The organism is Leifsonia soli (assembly GCF_013408745.1).
Classification (GTDB): domain Bacteria; phylum Actinomycetota; class Actinomycetes; order Actinomycetales; family Microbacteriaceae; genus Leifsonia; species Leifsonia soli.
Genome location: NZ_JACCBJ010000001.1, coordinates 2497377 through 2514499 on the forward strand (window position 1 = coordinate 2497377; position 17123 = coordinate 2514499).

A 17123-nucleotide genomic window follows, 5' to 3' on the forward strand; every position below is an offset into this window, starting at 1 on the left:
GTCAGCGGGCGGCGGGGTCGCGGTCGTCGATGTTCGGGGGTGCCGCGGCGTCGAGCTCCTCGGGGAGCTCGAGCGGACGACGCGTGTAGTACTCCCGCGCCTTGCGGTAGAAGATCGCGATCGGCACGACGCCGAGGACGATCAGCCCGAGCCCGAGGATGTTGACGACGATCGCGTCGCCCTGGAAGTTCTGCACGATCCCGACCACGAAGATCACGCCCATGAACACCGCGCCGACCGCCGGCCAGAGCCCGATGAGGATGAAGTTCTTCACCGACTTCAGCAGCACCCGACGGTACGCGACCACGACGGCCACCCCGGCGAGCGTGTAGTAGAACGCGATCTGGATGCCGATCGAGGCGATGGCACTGCCCATGATGTCGCCCACGTTGCCGATGAAGTTCGACCCGACGAACAGGACGATCGAGACGCCGACGACGACCAGCGTCGCGAAGGCGGGCGTGCGCCACTTCGGATGGATGCGGCCGAACGCCTTCGGGATGGTGTGGTCGCGTCCCATCGAGAACAGCGTGCGCGTCACCTGGATCAGCGTCGTCTCCAGCGTCGCGATGGTCGACAGCGCGACGGCGATCACGAGGAGCTTTCCGCCGATGCCGGGCCACACGGCGTCGCCGAGCACGGAGAGCACGTTGGCGCTGTTCGCCTCGATCGTCTTGGCCGGGAGGATGACGAGGGTGGCGATGGTGAAGATCTCGAACAGCAGGAAGACGATGATCACGCCGATGATGCCGGCCGAGCCGGCGCTCCGGTGGCCGTCCTTCGTCTCCTCGTTGAGGTTGGCGGCCACATCCCAGCCCCAGAAGTAGAACGCGGCGATCAGCGCGGCCGAGACGAAGACGCCCTGCCCGGTGAGGTGCTGGAAGCCCAGCCAGTCCCAGGAGAACGACGGGCCGGCGTGGGCGGAGGTCGCCGCACGCACGATCATCAGCACCGCGAAGAGCACGAGGATGCCGACCTCGATGACCGACATGATCCACTGCGCCCGAGCGGTGACGTGCACGCCGAACAGAACGCACGCCGCCATGACGAGGAACCAGAGCGCCCCGATCCCGGTGATCAGCGGAACGTTGCCGGCCTGCTCCGGCGCGAACAGCGTGACGGTCATCGCGCCGGCCGGCAGGGCCCCAGCGACCATGAAGATCGTCGCCGAGATCACCAGCGCCCAGCCGGAGAGGAAGCCGAGGATGGGGTGCAGCGCCCGCGCGACCCACGAGTACGCGGCGCCGGCGTTGACGTCGAGCCGCCCGAGGTAGAGGAATGCCCACGCGATGCCGAGCATCGGGATGCCGCACCACAGCAGGGCGGCGGGGGCCCCGAGCGCGGCGGCGCCGACGAGCGTCGCGGTGGTGGCGGCGATCGAGTAGGCGGGCGCGCTGCCCGCGACGGCCATCACGATGGAGCCGGCGGCGCTCACGCCGTCGGCGGCGAGGGCGTGATGGTGCTCTCCCCGGCTCTGTTCGGCGCCGCCTCCGTGCGGGGCGTCCGGCCGGGAACTGGTCTGCGTCATTGCTCTCCCTGGCTTCGAGGGTCGCGTGCCGGCGGCACGAGGCGCGACGTCGGTGTGCGACAGGGGGACGTTAGCAACATCCGGCCGGGAGGACAAGACTACTTCGACGGATTCCGTTGCCGATTCGCTGATTGCCTCCTGAAAACGTTGTGAATATCCATATCGACGACGGAACGGGTGGCGGGTCGCCTGCGGCCCGGCGCTCCACCCCCGAGCGGGTCGCTTGATCGGCGACCCGAGAGATGCCTAGGGTTGCGCATGCCCGACGACGCGGAGACCGCCGCCCCGCCGCCCCGCCGACGCATCTCGCGGCGCACCCTCATCGGCGGCGTCGTCGGCGGTGTGATCGGCGCTGCGGCGCTCGCCGGCGGCGGCGCGTACCTCCTGCCCCGGCTGCTGGACGGGCCGGAGGACGGGCTCCACGTCGACCGCCTCCTGAAGCGCCCTGGCTTCACCGTCGCCCATCGCGGCGGCTCGCTCGACTGGCCGGAGATGTCGATGGAGGCGTACCGCAACGCGGTGTCGGCCGGGGTCAACGCCCTCGAGATCTCGCTGGCCCGCACGTCGGACGGCGTCTGGTTCGGGCTGCACGACGAGACGCTCGACCGCACCTCGGGAACCTCCGGCTTCGTCGCCGCTGAGCACACCTGGAAGGAGGTCGGGCAGCATCGCATCTCGGCCGCCGAGACGAACGATCCGCGCCAGGCGCCGCAGCCGTACCTCCGCTTCGAGGAGCTCGTCGCCGCCTACGGATCGACGCACACCATCTTCGTCGATCCGAAGGTGGTGCCGCCCGAGCACTTCGGCGAGCTCTTCGCTCTGATGGCGACGGTCGACCATCCGACGAACACGTTCGTCGCCAAGGGCTACTGCACCGCTCGCGAATGGCCGGTGGATGCGCGGGGCCGCGGATACCGCACCTGGGGCTACTACTACGGCGCCGAGCTGGCCTCCGACCCGGCCCTGTTCGCCTCCACGCGGGATCGCTGGAGCTGGCTGGGACTCGACTACAACGGCGGCGAGGAGGCGTGGCGCACCTTCACCGCGAGCGGCAGTCCGGTGCTCGCCCACATCGTCCCGTCCCGCGCGGCTGCGGATCAGGCACTCCGACTGGGCGCGGACGGGATGGTCGTCTCCGGCGTGCGCGAGGTCCTGCACCCCTGACGCAGGCGGCGCCTCAGACCGGCTTGCGCGACGCCGTGACCGTGAACTTCGAGTTGCGGGCGATCTGCCGGGTCGGCCCGACCGCGCGCTCGAGCGCCGCGCGGTAGCCGAGGTGCGAGTTCCACACCGTCCACAGCTCGCCGCCCGGCACGAGCACCCGCCCGGCGTCCGCGAAGAGGCGGTGCGCGATCCCGGTGTGGACGGCTCCGCCGATGTGGAAGGGCGGATTGAGCACCACCAGCTCGGCGGAGGCGTCCGGCTGCGACGACAGCCCGTCGTCCCGGACCACCGTGACCCGCTCCGAGACGCCGTTCGCCGTCGCGGTCGCCGCGGCCGATGCGACGGCGGCGGCGGACTGGTCGGTGGCGATGACTTGGACGCCGGGGCGGGAAGCGGCGAGGGCCGAGGCGATCACGCCTGTCCCGCAGCCGAGGTCGATCGCCGCGCGCGCATCCGGCACCGCCTGGTCGAGCACGCCGAGCAGGAAGCGGGTGCCGATGTCGATCGAGGTCCCCGCGAACGCCGCGCCGTGCGCGCACACCCACAAGCCCGTCTCGGCGTCCCGGGATCGCTCCGGCCAGCGGTCCAGCACCGTCGCGGCGGCGGGATGCGGCTCCCGTGCGGTCAGGACGCGCGCCTTCTGGCGGGCGAGCGACGCCTCCACGGAGCCGAACACCTCGCCGAGCACGCCGTTCATGGCCGTGGTCATGTGCTTGAGCATCCCGCCCGCGTGCACGACGACGTCGGCGCGGGCGTGCTCGGCGATCAGCGTCGCGATCTCGGCGAGGGCGTCGAGACTGCGCGGGAGGCGGAGCAGCACGGTGCGCGCTCCGCGGACGAGCGCCTCGTCGAGCGGCCGGTGCTCGAACGCTCCGACGAGCCCCAGCTCGGCGGCATTGGCGTCGAGCGCGCGCTCGCCGGTCAGCGCATCCTGGTGGACGCGGATGTCACGGGCGCCGCGCGCGGCGGCGGCCAACGTCAGCGCACCGTATGCGTCTCCGATGACCACCAGACCCGGCTGCAGAACAGCATCGCCGGCGATCTCGGCCAGGAGGCGGTCCGCCGCGTCGGCCGCGAACAGGTTCGGCGCCTCGACGTCCGGCCGCCGCCGGAGGCGGTCGTAGGGGAAGCCGGGCGCAGCAGGGGTCACGCCCCCAGTCAACCAGAGGGCGACAGGAGGGCGTGACCCGCACGGATGCGGCGCCGGGGCGGTCAGGAGGCCCGGGCGGCCTCCTCCTCCAGTTCCTCTTTCTCGGAGAAGTCCATCGTCGGCGGCCTGCGGCGGAACCCGCGGGTCAGCACGGCGAGGTAGATCACGCCGACGAGCATCCACGACAGACCGACGATGAACGTCGTGGCGGTGAGCGACGTCCACAGCCAGACCGTGAGGACGAAGCCGATCGCGGGGAGCACGCCGTAGCGCACCCACTCGCCGGCCGACGGCGCGGCACGGCCGCCCTTCGGGAACAGGTGGTGCTTGATGACAGAGAGGTTGACCATCGAGAACGCCGCCAGCGCACCGAAGGAGATCATGGTCGCCGCCTGGTCGAGCGTCAGCACGAGAGCGAGCAGCGACACCACCGAGACCGCGAGCGCGGCCACCCACGGGGTGCGGAACCGCGTGTGGAGGGTGCCGAAGATGCGCGGCAGGACGCCGTCCCGGCCCATCGAGTAGATGATGCGCGAGACGCTGACCTGGGTCGTCATCCCCGATCCGAAGGCGCCGACGACATAGACGGCGACGAAGAACGACGTCAGGAACGTGCCGCCGACCTTGGCCATGAGGTCGACGCCGGCCGAGTCGACCTCGGCGAAGTCGCGCCAGTCCGGGTACACCAGGGCGCCGAGCCAGGAGACGACGATGAAGATCGCGCCGCCGATGAGCGTGGTCAGCACGATGGCCCGAGGGATGTCCCGCTTCGGGTTCTTCGCCTCCTCCGAGAGCGTGGAGACCGCGTCGAAGCCCAGGAACGAGAGGGCGAGGACGGCCGCGCCCGCGAAGACCGGCCCGAGACCTCCCTTTCCAGGGAGGAACGGCTCGATCAGGCTCGGCGTCTCGGACGACGGGTTCGTCAGCAGCTCCTTGATCGCGAGCACCGCGAACACGACCACGAGCAGCACCGACAGGGCGACGATCGCGACGTTGAGCCGGTTGACCAGCGTGATGCCGAGAACGTTGAAGACCAGCACCAGGAGTAGCGAGGCCAGGGCGAACACCCACCCCGGGATGTCCGGGAACTGCGTGTTCAGGTACAGCCCGATCAGCAGGAAGTTGATCATCGGCAGGAACAGGTAGTCGAGCATCAACGTCCACCCGGTCAGGAAGCCGACGTGGCCGCCGAACGTCTGCTGGGTGTACGTGTAGGCCGAACCGGACACCGGGAACGCGCGCGCCATCGCGCCGTAGCTCAGCGCCGTGAACAGCATCGCGACGAGCGCGACGACGTACGCGGACGGGAGGTGGTTGTCGGTCGACTGGGTCACGATCCCGTAGGTCGTGAAGACGGTGACGGGCGCGAGGTAGGTGAGCCCGAACAGCACGAGGGCCGTCGGGCCGAGCGCCCTCTTGAGCCGCGGCTGGGGCGGCAGATCGGTCGTGGTCATGTGGTGCTGCCTCTCTGATTCGAGTGGTGCAGGGGTCGAGTGGTGCAGGGGCTAGTGGTGCAGGGGTGCGGGCGCCCGGCGGACGCCGGCGACCCAGGTTCCGAGCACGCGGACGGATCGCAGATCGTGCGGGTCCACGTGGCGCGGGTCGGTGTCGAGCCAGACCAGGTCGGGGGCGGACCCCGGCCGCAGTTCGCCGCGCGCGGCGGCGAAGGCCTGGTGGGCGACGCCGGAGGAGTAGGCCTCCAGCGCATCGGTGAGCGGGATGCGCTCGGCGGGGGTCCATCCGGCCTCCGGCACGCGGTCGTCCGTCTGGCGGGTGACCGCCGTCGCGACGCCGGGGCGCCAGTCGGGGCTGCTGACCGGCCAGTCGCTCCCGAAGGAGACGCGCGCCGACGCGAGCAGTGTGCGGATGGGGTACTGCAGTCGTTCGCGCTCCGGTCCGAGGCGCGGGAGGGTGAGGGCGACCATCATCGGGTCGAGCTGGGCCCACAGCGGCTCGAAGTTGGCGATCACGCCGAGGGCGGCGAAGCGGGGCAGGTCGACCGGGTCGACGACCTGGACGTGCGCGATCACCGGGCGCCGGTCGCGCACGCCGTTGGCGCTCTCGACCGCCTCGAAAACGTCGAGCGCGGTCCGCGCCGCGGCGTCGCCGATCGCGTGCAGGTGCAGCTGGAAGCCGAGCTTGTCGAAGGTGACGGCAGCCGCGGTGAGTTCGGCCGCATCCCAGTTGGGGAGTCCGCGGTCGCCGGGGGTGTCGGTGTAGTCCGCGAGCATGGCGGCGGTGTGGTTCTCGATCACGCCGTCCACGAAGACCTTCACGGTGCCGGCCGTCAGCAGCGGGTCGCCGAGCTCCTCCACGCGGCGGCGCGCCTCGACGAAGCCGGGGACCTGGTCGCGCCACCGCACCGGGTCGGCGCGCAGGGCCAGATTCACGCGCGTCGACAGCAGTCCGCGCGTCGACGCCTCCAGGTACGCCTCCACCTCCGCCGGCTCGACCCAGGCGTCCTGCACCCAGGCGATCCCGAGCTCGGCGTACTCCGCGGTCGCGCGTCGCAGGGCCTCGACGCGCTCCTCGTGCGTGCGTCCCGGCTCGTGTGGGAGCAGCAGGTCGACCGCTCCCGGCTCCTGGAGGATGCCGAGCGGCGACCCGTCGTGCCGGCGCGGGATGCGGCCGAGCGCCGGCTCCGGGGTGCTCGCGTCGATCCCGGCCCGGCGAAGCGCTTCGGAGTTCACCCACACCGTGTGGTAGTCCCACGCCCGCAGCACGACCGGCCGATCGGGCACGGCGGCGTCGAGCCAGCGCGCGTCGAACATCCCGTCGGGGGCGAGGGTCGCGTCGTAGCTGGCGCCGTAGATCCACTCCTGCTCGGGATGCGCGTCCGCCCACTCCTTGACGCACGCGACGATCTCGTCCACCGACGCGCAGGACCGCACCTGCGGTCCGAGCCTCTCCATCCCGGCCTGCAGGGGGTGAGCATGCCCGTCGCCGAACGCGGGTGCGAGCACGCCGCCGAGGAGGTCGACCGTCTCGGCCGCCGCGGCGCGCAGGGCCAGCGCGTCGGCTCCTGTGGCGATCACCCGCCCGTCCTCGACGGCGACGGCGGTGTGCTCGTCGGCGTCTGCGCGATAACTGCTCAGGATGGTGCCACCGGTGAAGACGGTCGTGCTCATGCAGCCTCCGTGTTACAGATAAATGAACGACGTTCTTTTATTTCGTCAGATACTAGGGTGTGATCGAGCCGGAGGGGAAGAGCATGGCCGAGATCGATCGCCCGGCGCGTCGGGTCGGGCGTCCCCGGACCGCCGTGCTGACGCGGGAGCTGATCGCCGAGGCGGCGCTCCGGCTCCTCGACGAGTCCGGCGCGGACGGGTTCACCATGGCGCGGCTCGCGCAGGCGCTCCGCGTGCGGCCCAGCGCCCTCTACAACCACGTCGACGGCAAGGAGGACGTGATCGCGGGCGTCCGCGAGCTCGTCTCCGACCGCATCGACGTCAGCGCGTTCGAGACGCAACCCTGGGATGCGGCGATGCGGGTGTGGGCGCACTCCTATCGCGTCGCGTTCGCCGCGCATCCGCCGACGGTCGCGCTGCTCGCCACCCTTCCGCTCACCGGCGCGCTCCGCACGATGCAGATGTACGACACGGTCGTCGCGGCGATGGTCCGCGCCGGATGGCCCGAGCCGGAGGTGCTTCCGACGATCGTCGCCGTCGAGTCGTTCATCCTCGGCTCGGCTCTCGACGCCATCGCCCCCGCCGACATGTTCGACCCGTCCGGAGCGGAGGACGCGGTGCCGGCCTTCGCGTCGGCGTACGAAGCCCGCATCGCCTCCCTCGGTGCGGTGCCGCCCGCCGACGCCGCGTTCGAGACCGGGCTCGCCGCGCTCCTCGACGGCCTGCGCGTGCGCCACGAGCGGGTGCGGGTGGCGGCGTCGTGACGCGCGGCTAGATCCAGCCCTTGCGCTTGAACACCACGGAGAGCCCGACGCCCATCGCGAGCATCAGCAGGAGCGCGAACGAGGGTCGGGGTGAACAGGATGGCGGCCCAGCCCGAGATCTTCTTCACCTCGTCGTTCTGCTGCTGGCCCACCAGCGTCGCGCAGACCCTCGTCCTCCTCACGGCCGATCGGGCCATCGCGCAGGCCGCGCAGCACATCCTTCACCGGGTCCACTGCCCGCTGGAAGCGCATCACCTCGGTGGACAGCTCGACGATGCGCCGCGACACCCCGCGGTCGCCGCAGAACAGGAGGTCCTCGATCGCGTCGATCGTCTCGGACCGGCGACGACGGGCGCGTACTCGTCGACGATCCCGCCGCGCGGATGCCGACCCCTAGACTGGCGGGGATGTCCGCGTTCGCCTGGCTCGCCGCCGCCCTCGTCCTGGTCGGCGCGTACCCCGCCTACCGGTTCGCACGCCGGGCCTGGCGGTTCCGGGCGACCGCGACCGTGATCGCGGTGATCGCCGGGCAGATCGTCGCCCTCGTCCTGGTCGGACTCGGCGTCGCCCTGCTCCCCCGGCCGGACCTCGTCGGAGCGGGATGGTTCGTCCTCGTCCTGGCGGCCACCGTCCTTCCGCTGGCGATCGGCGACCTCATCCAGTCGGCGGGCGCGCGCGCCGTCCGTGCGGTCGTCGCGGGCGTCGCCGGAGTGCTCACGATCGTGGCCGTCGGCGTGGCGGCGGCACCGGCCTTCGCCCAGCCGACCATCGCGGGGCGCAGCATCCCGGTCACCGCGAAGACGCTCGCAGACGGATACCAGCTGGCGGTCCGCATCCCGGAGGCCGCCTCGGGATTCGTCGCCCGCGACGCCCACCTGTTCGTGCCCCCGGGCTGGCTGCGCGACCCGTCCGGCACGCGCCCCGTCGTCGAGATGATGATGGGCCAGCCGGGCAATCCGACCCTCGGGGCGACCCTCGATGCGCTGCACAGCCTGGGCGACGACCGGCTCAACCAGGCCCCGTTCGTGCTCGTGGTCGACCAGCTCGGCGCGGTGGACAAGAACCCGCCATGCGCGGACACGTCGGCGGGCAACCTCGACACCTACCTGTCGCAGGATGTTCCGGCCTGGATCGACGCGAACCTCGCGGTGTCGAAGGACCGCGCCGACCGGGTGATCGCCGGGTTCTCGCACGGAGGCGAATGCGCGGCGTACCTCGGCGCGAAGCATCCCGAGACGTGGGGTGCCGTCATCGACATCTCCGGGCCCGACAAGCCGGGCGAGTACCGGCCGACGGTGACACGCGACAAGTACTTCGGCGGCGACCAGGTCGCATACGAGAAGACCTGGCCCGCCAACATCCTCGCGGCGAACGACTACCCCCATCCCCTGGTCGGGATCTTCGTCGCCGGCGCGGAGGACCCGCACTTCCGCCAGCAGGTCGAGGACACGGCGACCGCCGCCGAGAAGGCCGGCTGGAAGGTCACCTACTGGGCCGTCCCCGGCGAGGGCCACTCCGGGCCGACGCTGGTCAAGGGCCTGGCCACCGGCTACAACCAGCTGATCGGATCGTGGCTGAAGACGGGTGCGACGGGCGCCGGGGACCGTTTCCTCTGCGCAGCGGACCAGACGGCGCAGGCGTGCGGGCTGACGCAGGCCGCCGCCGTCGCCGGAACCGTCGCGATCGTCGATCTCTCGGCCCTCGCGGTGTTCCTCGTCATCGCGCTCGGGCTGTTCTTCGCCCGCCAGGGCGTGACGCTGCGCCGGGCGCGCGCCTCGGCCGACGACTGATCCGGCGTCGCTCGGGACGCGCCCACCCCCTGGTGGAGGCGCTATGCGGCCACCGCGGCGCGCGACGCGATGAACGCATCGACGCAGCGGCGGATCTCCTCCTCCGTGTGCGCCGCCGACAGCTGCACGCGGATGCGCGCGCGACCCTTCGGGACGACGGGGTACGAGAAGGCGGTCACGTAGACGCCCTGGCGCTGCATCTCGTCGGCCATCCGGGCGGTGAGCGCCGCGTCCCCGAACATGACCGGGACGATGGGATGCGCTCCCGGCAGCAGGTCGAAGCCGGCCTCGGTCATGTGCCGCCGGAACAGCTCCGCGTTGGTCACGAGCTGCTCGCGCAGGTGGTCGGACTGCTCCAGCAGATCGAGCGCCGCGAGGGTGCCGGCGACGATGGACGGCGCGAGCGTGTTCGAGAACAGGTACGGTCGCGAGCGCTGGCGCAGCAGGTCGACGATCTCGCGGCGGCTCGAGACGTAGCCGCCGGAGGCGCCGCCGAGCGCCTTGCCGAAGGTCCCCGTGTAGATGTCGACGCGGTCGGACACCCCGCAGAACTCGGGTGTTCCGCGGCCGTGCTCTCCGACGAAACCGACCGCGTGCGAGTCGTCGACGAACACCAGCGCGCCGAACTCGTCCGCCAGATCGCAGATCTCGGCGAGCGGGGCGATGTAGCCGTCCATCGAGAAGACGCCGTCGGTGACGATGACCGTGAAGCGCGCCCCCGCATCCCGCGCCGCCTCCAGCTGCGCGCGCAGGTCGGCCAGGTCGCGGTTCTTGTAGCGGTACCGCTGCGCCTTCGAGAGACGGATGCCATCGATGATGGATGCGTGGTTCAGCTCGTCCGAGACGATGGCGTCCTCCGCGCCGAACAGCGTCTCGAAGACGCCGCCGTTCGCGTCGAAGCACGAGGAGAACAGGATGGTCGCCTCGGTGCCGAGGAACCGCGACACCCGCCGCTCCAGCTCGAGGTGCTGCTCCTGCGTCCCGCAGATGAAGCGCACGGACGCCATGCCGTAGCCCCAGTCGTCCAGGGCGGTCTTGGCGGCATCCCGGAGTGCGGGGTGGTCGGCGAGGCCGAGGTAGTTGTTGGCGCAGAAGTTGAGCACCTCCTGGCCGTCGGCGGTGATCAGCGCCGACTGCGGACCGTGGATGCTGCGCTCCCGTTTGGTGAGCCCGGCCTCCTCGATCTCCTGCAGCTGCGTCGCGATGTGCTCCCGGAAGCTCCCGTACACGTTCAGACCTCCGTCCAGTCGAGGATGACCTTGCCTCCGCCTGCGGACGCCGCGGCGGCGAACCCCTTCTCCCACTCGCGGGCGGGGAAGCGGTCCGAGACGATCGACGCGATCGCGTCGTGCAGCTCGGCCGAGGTCTGCAGCATGGCGCCCATGGCGTTCCAGGTCTCGAACATCTCGCGGCCGTAGATGCCCTTCAGCGTCAGCATGTGCGTCACGACGATGCCCCAGTCGACCGCGATTGGCTGAGCAGGGAGGCCGAGCATGGCGATCCGGCCGCCGTGGTTCATGTTCTCGATCATCGAGGGCAGCGCCGTCGGGGCGCCGCTCATCTCGAAGCCGACATCGAAGCCCTCGCGCATCCCGAGCGCCTTCTGCGCCTCGTGGATGTCGTGCTGCGACACGTCGACGGTGAAGTCGGCGCCCATCCCGCGTGCGAGCTCGAGCCGCTGCGCGCTGATGTCGGTGCCGACGATGAAGCGCGCGCCGACGTGACGGGCGACGGCGATGGCCATCAGGCCGATGGGACCGCATCCCGTGACCAGCACGTCCTCGCCGACGACGGGAAAGGCGAGCGCGGTGTGGACGGCGTTGCCCAGCGGGTCGAACAGCGCGCCGACCTCGGGCTCGATGGCGCTGTGGTGCACCCACACGTTGGTCGCGGGGAGGACGAGCTGCTCGGCGAATGCGCCGTCGCGCTGCACGCCGACGCCCTGAGTGCGGATGCACATCTGGCGGCGTCCGGCTCGGCAGTTGCGGCACGTTCCGCAGACGATGTGCCCTTCGCCCGACACCAGGTCGCCCACCTCGACGTCGCGGACCAGCTCCCCCGTCTCGACGACCTCGCCGAAGAACTCGTGGCCGGGGATGAGCGGGGCCTTCACGGCCGATGCCGCCCAGTCGTCCCAGCGCTGGATGTGCAGGTCGGTGCCGCAGATGCCGGTGCGCAGGACGCGGATCCGGACATCCTCCGGCCCCATCGCGGGCTCGGGGACGTCGACCAGCTGGAGGCCGGGCCCGGCCTCGCTCTTGAACAGGGCTCTCATCGTCGCTTCCTCGTGGGAGTCGGTGTGCTTCGTCGCGCGGGTGCCCCGCCTTGTGGGCAGACGCATCCTCGAGCACCAGCCTAGGAGATCCGGGGCGGATCTGGTGCTCCGTGACGGCGCACCGGCCGGGGTCAGGAGGCTCAGCTCACGCGGATGAGCCTGACGTTGCCGGAGAGCCAGAATCCGTGCAGCACGTTGACGACGCTGTACACGCCGGGCATCGCACGCGCACTGCCTCGAAACCGCTGACCGCAATTCACTAGAGTTCACGCATGAAGCGCGCGCTGATCGTCATCGACCTGCAGAACGAGTACGTCACCGGCAAGCTGAAGATCTGCCATCCGGACCTCATGACCTCGATCCCCAACATCGAGGTGGCCTGGGACGCCGCAGACGACCACGGCGTTCCTGTCGTCGCGGTGCAGCACATCGAGGACGAGGACTCGCCGGTGTTCGCCCGCGGCTCGGACGGCGCAGCTCTGCACGAGACGATCATCGATAGGAAGCCGGCGCACCTGGTCACGAAGGGGAGCGTCTCGGCGTTCCCCGGCACCGACCTGGAGCAGTGGCTGCGCGCCAACGACATCGACACGGTCACCATCGCCGGATACATGACGCAGCACTGCTGCGCGGGGACGGCCCGGGATGCGGCGGAGCTCGGGTTCACGGTCGAGTTCCTGTCGGATGCCACGGGGACGCTCGACCTCGTCAACGAGGCCGGCGCGATCTCGGCGGACGCCCTCCACCGGAGCGTGCTGGTGACGATGCAGTCCGAGTTCGCCGCCGTCGCGACGACGGAGGAGTGGACGCTCGCGGTGGAGGCCGGGGACACGCTGCCGGTCTCGAACCTGTGGGACAGCACCGGTCACGCGCGGCTGCCGGAGAAGCACGCCGAACTGCACAAGCTCATGCGCGAGGTGCGGGCCGGCATCGACGGCGACATCGCGGCGACCGAGGCGCACAACATCGAACACACCCTGTACGTCGGCCAGGGCGTCTCCTCCCTCTAGCTCGCTAGCCCCCTCTGGCTCCGATCGAGTCGTGAGTCGATGCCCCTATTCGGGGCGGATTGCGACCAGATGTCGCGACTCGGGGAGGGGAAGAGTCAGCGCTCGAGGGGGCGCCAGACGACGAGCTGGTTGCTGCGGCGGACGCGCGTGCCTGCGCGCATCGAGACGACCTCGCCCTCGGAGCCTGCCGCGAAGACGCGGCGGCCGGGGCGGTTCAGGAGCTCGTCCGCGAGGGCGCTCTCCAGCTCCCGCACGCGACCGCGCAGTTCGCCCACCTGATCCTCCAGTTCGAGGATGCGGCGGATGCCCTCCAGGCTGACGCCCTCGGAGCCGAGGCGGGCGATCTCCTGCAGCTTCTCGATGTCGCGCATCGAGTAGCGGCGCGACTTGCCGGCCGTCCGGCTGGGGCTGACGAGTCCGAGCCGGTCGTACTGGCGAAGCGTCTGCGGGTGCATGCCCGCGAGCTCCGCCGCGATCGAGATCACGAAGACCTGGCTGTGCTCGTCCATCGTCAGCTCCGGGCCTTGGCCAGGATGTCCTCGCGCGGGTTCTCGTCGGGGAGCTTCGCGGCGAACGCCTCGAGCGCCTCCTTCGCCTCACCGGACAGGTGCGACGGGACGGCGACCTGGACGACCGCGAGCAGGTCGCCGGTGCCCTTGCTGGTCTCGACGCCGCGACCCTTCACGCGCAGCACACGGCCGCTCGGGGTCCCCGGCGCGACGCGCAGCTTGACGGGATCGCCGCCGAGGGTCGGCACCTCGATGGTCGCGCCGAGCGCGGCCTCCGCGAAGGTGACGGGCACGTTCACGCGCAGGTTGAGGCCGTCGCGCTCGAAGACGGGGTGCTTGCGCACGGAGACGGTGAGCACGATGTCGCCCGCCTCTCCGCCATCCGGGCTGGGCTGGCCCTTGCCGCGCAGCTTGATCTTCTGCCCGTCGGCGACGCCTGCGGGGATCTTGACCTTGATGGGCTTGCCGTCGGACGCCTGCAGCGTGATGGTCTCGCCGCGCGTCGCGGTCACGAAGTCGATGGTGGTGTGGGCGGTCACATCGCGGCCGCGGGTCGGGCCGCCGTAACCGCGGAAGCCGCCGGTCGTCGTCCCGAACCGGCCGTTGCCGAAGAGCCCGCCGAAGACGTCGTCGAAGTCGCCGCCGCCCTGCTGGAACGTGTAGCGCTGGCCGCCCGCTCCGCCCTGGCCGAACATCCCGCCGAAGACGTCGTCGAAGCCGCCCTGGGCTCCCGAGCCGGGAGCGGTGAAGCGGGCGCCGGTCCCCATGGCGCGGATCTGGTCGTACTCCTTGCGCTCCTCGGGATCGCTGAGCACCGAGTAGGCCTCGCTGATCTCCTTGAACTTCGCCTCCGCGGCGGCGTCGCCGGGGTTGGAGTCGGGGTGGTACTTGCGGGCGAGCTTGCGGTAGGTCTTCTTGAGGTCCGCTTCGCTGACGTCCTTGGAGACGCCAAGGACCTTGTAGAAGTCCTTGTCGAACCAGTCTTGGCTAGCCACGGGCGCCTCCTCTCAAGTCGTTGTTGTTCGTGGATGAAGTCTGCATGAATCGAGCGCGCACGGGCCGAGCGGAGCGGCGGGAACAATTCCCCGCCGCTCCGCCATGCCGTGCGCCGTTCCGCCGGGTCAGGCCGGCACCGCGACGACGACCTTCGCCACCCGGACGGTGGTGGAGCCCAGCCGGTAGCCGGTCTCGACCACCTCGGCGACGGTGTCCGCCGTCACGCCGGGGGTGGGCTGCTGGAAGATCGCCTCGTGGATCTGCGGGTCGAAGGGCTCGCCCTTCTCGCCGTACGGGGTGAGGCCGAGGCGTTCGACCGCGGTCCGGAGCTTCGCGGCGATGGTGAAGAACGCGCTGCCCTCTCCCAGATCGCCGTGCTTCTCCGCGCGCTCGAGGTCGTCGAGCACGGGGATGAGCCCCTTCACGGCGTCGCCGACCGCGCGCTCACGCTCGATCTCGCGGTTGGCCTCGGTGCGCTTGCGGTAGTTCGCGTACTCCGCGGTCACCCGCTGGAGGTCGGCGAGACGCTCCGCCGCGAGCTGCTCTGCCGTCGTCTGGCCGGACAGGATGTCGAGGTCGTCATCGCTCAGGATGGGCCCCTCCTCCTGCGTCTCGGCCGGTCCGACGTCGACGAGCTCCTCGTGCGCGAGGTCGTGCTCGCCGGCGTCGGTACCCTCGTCGGCCTGCTGCTCACCCTCGGGCTGCCGGACCTTCCCGGTCTCGGGGTCGATCCTCCGCTTGTCGCGGATGACCGGCTCCTCGTGTTCTGGCTCCGGGGAGCCGCCGTTCTGGTCCGACATGATTACTTCTTCTCCTCGTCCTCGACGACCTCGGCGTCGATGACGTCCTCATCGTCGGAGGAGGACGCGCCGGCCTGCTGGCCGTCGCCCGCCTCACCGGCCGGGGTCTCGGTCGGCTGCGCCGAGGAGTAGATCGCCTCGCCGAGCTTCTGCTGGCTGGAGCTGAGCTTCTCGTGGGCGGTCTTCACCGCCTCGTCGTCGTCGCCGGCCAGAGCGGCCTTCAGGCTGTCCACGTCGCCCTGGACCTCGTTCTTGACGTCCTCGGGGAGCTTGTCCTCGTTGTCCTTGATCAGCTTCTCGATCGAGTAGACGAGCTGCTCGGCCTGGTTGCGGGTCTCGGCGGACTCGCGGCGCTTCTTGTCCTCCGCCGCGTGCTCCTCGGCCTCGCGCACCATGCGGTCGATGTCCTCCTTCGGCAGGCTGGACCCGCCGGTGATCGTCATCGACTGCTCCTTGCCGGTGCCCTTGTCCTTGGCGGACACGTGCACGATGCCGTTGGCGTCGATGTCGAAGGTGACCTCGATCTGCGGGATGCCGCGGGGGGCCGGAGCGATGCCGGTCAGCTCGAAGGTGCCGAGCGGCTTGTTGTCGCGGGTGAACTCGCGCTCGCCCTGGAAGACCTGGATCGCGACGGACGGCTGGTTGTCGTCGGCCGTGGTGAAGGTCTCGCTGCGCTTGGTCGGGATGGCCGTGTTGCGCTCGATGAGCTTGGTCATGATCCCGCCCTTGGTCTCGATGCCGAGGGACAGCGGGGTGACGTCGATGAGCAGGACGTCCTTGCGCTCGCCCTTCAGGACGCCGGCCTGCAGGGCGGCGCCGACGGCGACGACCTCGTCCGGGTTCACGCCCTTGTTGGGCTCCTTGCCGGTCTCCTGCTTCACGAGCTCGGAGACGGCGGGCATACGGGTCGATCCGCCGACGAGCACGACGTGCGCGATGTCGCCGACCTTGATGCCGGCCTCACGGATGACGTCCTGGAACGGCTTCTTGGTGCGGTCGAGGAGGTCGCTGGTCATCTGCTCGAACTGGGCGCGGGTGAGCGTCTCGTCGAGGTTGGCCGGGCCGTTCTCGGTGAGCGACAGGTAGGGCAGCTGGATGCTGGTCGACATGCTCGACGACAGCTCCTTCTTGGCCTGCTCCGCCGCCTCCTTCAGGCGCTGCAGCGCGATCTTGTCCTTGGAGACGTCGACACCGGTGGAGTCCTTGAAGCGCTTGATCAGCCACTCCACGATCCGCTGGTCCCAGTCGTCGCCGCCGAGCCGGTTGTCACCGGCGGTGGAGCGCACCTGGATGGTCGAGAAGTCGTCGTCCTTGCCCACCTCGAGGAGCGAGACGTCGAAGGTGCCGCCACCGAGGTCGAAGACGAGGATGAGCTCGTCCTCCTTGCCCTTGTCGAGGCCGTACGCGAGTGCGGCAGCGGTGGGCTCGTTGATGATGCGGAGCACGTTGAGGCCCGCGATCTCACCGGCCTCCTTGGTGGCCTGACGCTCGGCGTCGTTGAAGTACGCCGGGACCGTGATGACCGCGTCGGTCACCGTGTCGCCCAGGTACTGCTCCGCGTCGCGCTTGAGCTTCTGCAGGATGCGCGCCGAGATCTCCTGAGCGGTGTACTTCTTGCCGTCGATCTCGGTGGTCCACGTGGTGCCCATGTGGCGCTTGACGGACGAGATCGTGCGGTCGACATTGGTGACCGCCTGGCGCTTGGCGGTCTCGCCGACGAGGACCTCGCCGTCCTTGGTGAAGGCGACCACCGACGGGGTGGTGCGGAAGCCCTCCGCGTTCGCGATGACCGTGGGCTCGCCGCCCTCGAGCACCGAGACGACGGAGTTGGTGGTTCCGAGGTCGATTCCTACTGCACGTGACATGTGTGCTTCTCTCCTTTGTTGCTGGCTTGTGGCCGTGAAAGTCTGGGGTCAAGACTTGAGCCTCGACGACTCAAGACTGTCACCCGCGAGGGGATGCTGTCAAGACGTCGGACCCGAAACTTGAGTACACCAGACTCAACTTTG

Annotated in this window: 15 protein-coding genes; 4 read left to right on the top strand and 11 right to left on the bottom strand. The window is 70.3% G+C overall.

Going from position 1 to position 17123, the window contains the following annotated elements; genetic code table 11:
- Window position 1: 1 nt before the first annotated feature.
- Window positions 2–1528 carry an APC family permease gene (locus tag BJ963_RS12070; protein ID WP_089907456.1) on the bottom strand — a complete coding sequence of 509 codons (1527 nt, stop codon included), beginning with the start codon at window positions 1526–1528 and terminating at the stop codon, window positions 2–4.
- 258 nt (window positions 1529–1786) lie between these two features.
- Here BJ963_RS12070 and BJ963_RS12075 point away from each other — a divergent pair, with 258 nt between their 5' ends.
- Window positions 1787–2692, top strand: a complete 906-nt coding sequence (locus BJ963_RS12075) for a glycerophosphodiester phosphodiesterase (RefSeq protein WP_179456893.1) — start codon at window positions 1787–1789, stop codon at window positions 2690–2692.
- A 13-nt stretch (window positions 2693–2705) separates the two neighbouring features.
- On the opposite strand, the gene BJ963_RS12080 is transcribed toward BJ963_RS12075, so the two are convergent.
- The 3 genes from BJ963_RS12080 to BJ963_RS12090 all read right to left on the bottom strand — a co-directional run bounded on the left by BJ963_RS12080 (window position 2706) and on the right by BJ963_RS12090 (window position 6970).
- Window positions 2706–3842 (bottom strand): methyltransferase, encoded by a 1137-nt coding sequence (locus BJ963_RS12080; RefSeq protein ID WP_179456895.1) that lies wholly within the window; start codon window positions 3840–3842, stop codon window positions 2706–2708.
- 62 nt (window positions 3843–3904) lie between these two features.
- Window positions 3905–5296, bottom strand: a complete 1392-nt coding sequence (locus BJ963_RS12085) for an APC family permease (RefSeq protein WP_179456897.1) — start codon at window positions 5294–5296, stop codon at window positions 3905–3907.
- A gap of 51 nt (window positions 5297–5347) precedes the next feature.
- Window positions 5348–6970, bottom strand: coding sequence for an amidohydrolase (locus BJ963_RS12090; RefSeq protein ID WP_179456899.1), 1623 nt, complete (start codon window positions 6968–6970; stop codon window positions 5348–5350).
- An 83-nt stretch (window positions 6971–7053) separates the two neighbouring features.
- Between BJ963_RS12090 and BJ963_RS12095 the strand changes: the two genes are divergently transcribed.
- Window positions 7054–7734, top strand: coding sequence for a TetR/AcrR family transcriptional regulator C-terminal domain-containing protein (locus BJ963_RS12095; protein ID WP_179456901.1), 681 nt, complete (start codon window positions 7054–7056; stop codon window positions 7732–7734).
- A 63-nt stretch (window positions 7735–7797) separates the two neighbouring features.
- Here BJ963_RS12095 and BJ963_RS19165 read toward each other — a convergent pair whose 3' ends face one another.
- Window positions 7798–8022, bottom strand: a complete 225-nt coding sequence (locus BJ963_RS19165; RefSeq protein ID WP_246298045.1) for a hypothetical protein — start codon at window positions 8020–8022, stop codon at window positions 7798–7800.
- Window positions 8023–8141: 119 nt separating this feature from the next.
- Between BJ963_RS19165 and BJ963_RS12105 the strand changes: the two genes are divergently transcribed.
- On the top strand, window positions 8142–9524 hold the full coding sequence (locus BJ963_RS12105; RefSeq protein ID WP_179456903.1) for an alpha/beta hydrolase: 1383 nt from the start codon (window positions 8142–8144) through the stop codon (window positions 9522–9524).
- A 41-nt stretch (window positions 9525–9565) separates the two neighbouring features.
- Here the strand turns inward: BJ963_RS12105 and BJ963_RS12110 are convergent, their stop codons facing one another.
- Together BJ963_RS12110 and tdh are read right to left on the bottom strand one after the other, a co-directional pair.
- A complete protein-coding gene (locus BJ963_RS12110) occupies window positions 9566–10753 on the bottom strand; it encodes a glycine C-acetyltransferase (RefSeq protein WP_179456905.1) in 1188 nt (395 codons plus the stop codon).
- 2 nt (window positions 10754–10755) lie between these two features.
- Complete coding sequence (gene tdh, locus BJ963_RS12115) at window positions 10756–11799, bottom strand: L-threonine 3-dehydrogenase (RefSeq protein ID WP_179456907.1); 1044 nt, start codon at window positions 11797–11799, stop codon at window positions 10756–10758.
- A gap of 272 nt (window positions 11800–12071) precedes the next feature.
- Between tdh and BJ963_RS12120 the strand changes: the two genes are divergently transcribed.
- Window positions 12072–12809: a cysteine hydrolase family protein gene (locus BJ963_RS12120; RefSeq protein WP_179456909.1), complete on the top strand. Its 738-nt coding sequence runs from the start codon at window positions 12072–12074 to the stop codon at window positions 12807–12809.
- A 95-nt stretch (window positions 12810–12904) separates the two neighbouring features.
- Here BJ963_RS12120 and BJ963_RS12125 read toward each other — a convergent pair whose 3' ends face one another.
- From BJ963_RS12125 to dnaK, 4 genes are all read right to left on the bottom strand, one after another.
- On the bottom strand, window positions 12905–13318 hold the full coding sequence (locus tag BJ963_RS12125) for a heat shock protein transcriptional repressor HspR (RefSeq protein WP_018192448.1): 414 nt from the start codon (window positions 13316–13318) through the stop codon (window positions 12905–12907).
- Window positions 13319–13320: 2 nt separating this feature from the next.
- Window positions 13321–14313 carry a DnaJ C-terminal domain-containing protein gene (locus tag BJ963_RS12130; RefSeq protein ID WP_179456911.1) on the bottom strand — a complete coding sequence of 331 codons (993 nt, stop codon included), beginning with the start codon at window positions 14311–14313 and terminating at the stop codon, window positions 13321–13323.
- Window positions 14314–14439: 126 nt separating this feature from the next.
- On the bottom strand, window positions 14440–15114 hold the full coding sequence (locus BJ963_RS12135) for a nucleotide exchange factor GrpE (RefSeq protein ID WP_179456913.1): 675 nt from the start codon (window positions 15112–15114) through the stop codon (window positions 14440–14442).
- Between the two features lie 2 nt (window positions 15115–15116).
- Entirely contained in the window at window positions 15117–16979 is a 1863-nt protein-coding gene (gene dnaK, locus BJ963_RS12140; RefSeq protein WP_179456915.1) for a molecular chaperone DnaK, read from the bottom strand.
- Window positions 16980–17123: the final 144 nt, after the last annotated feature.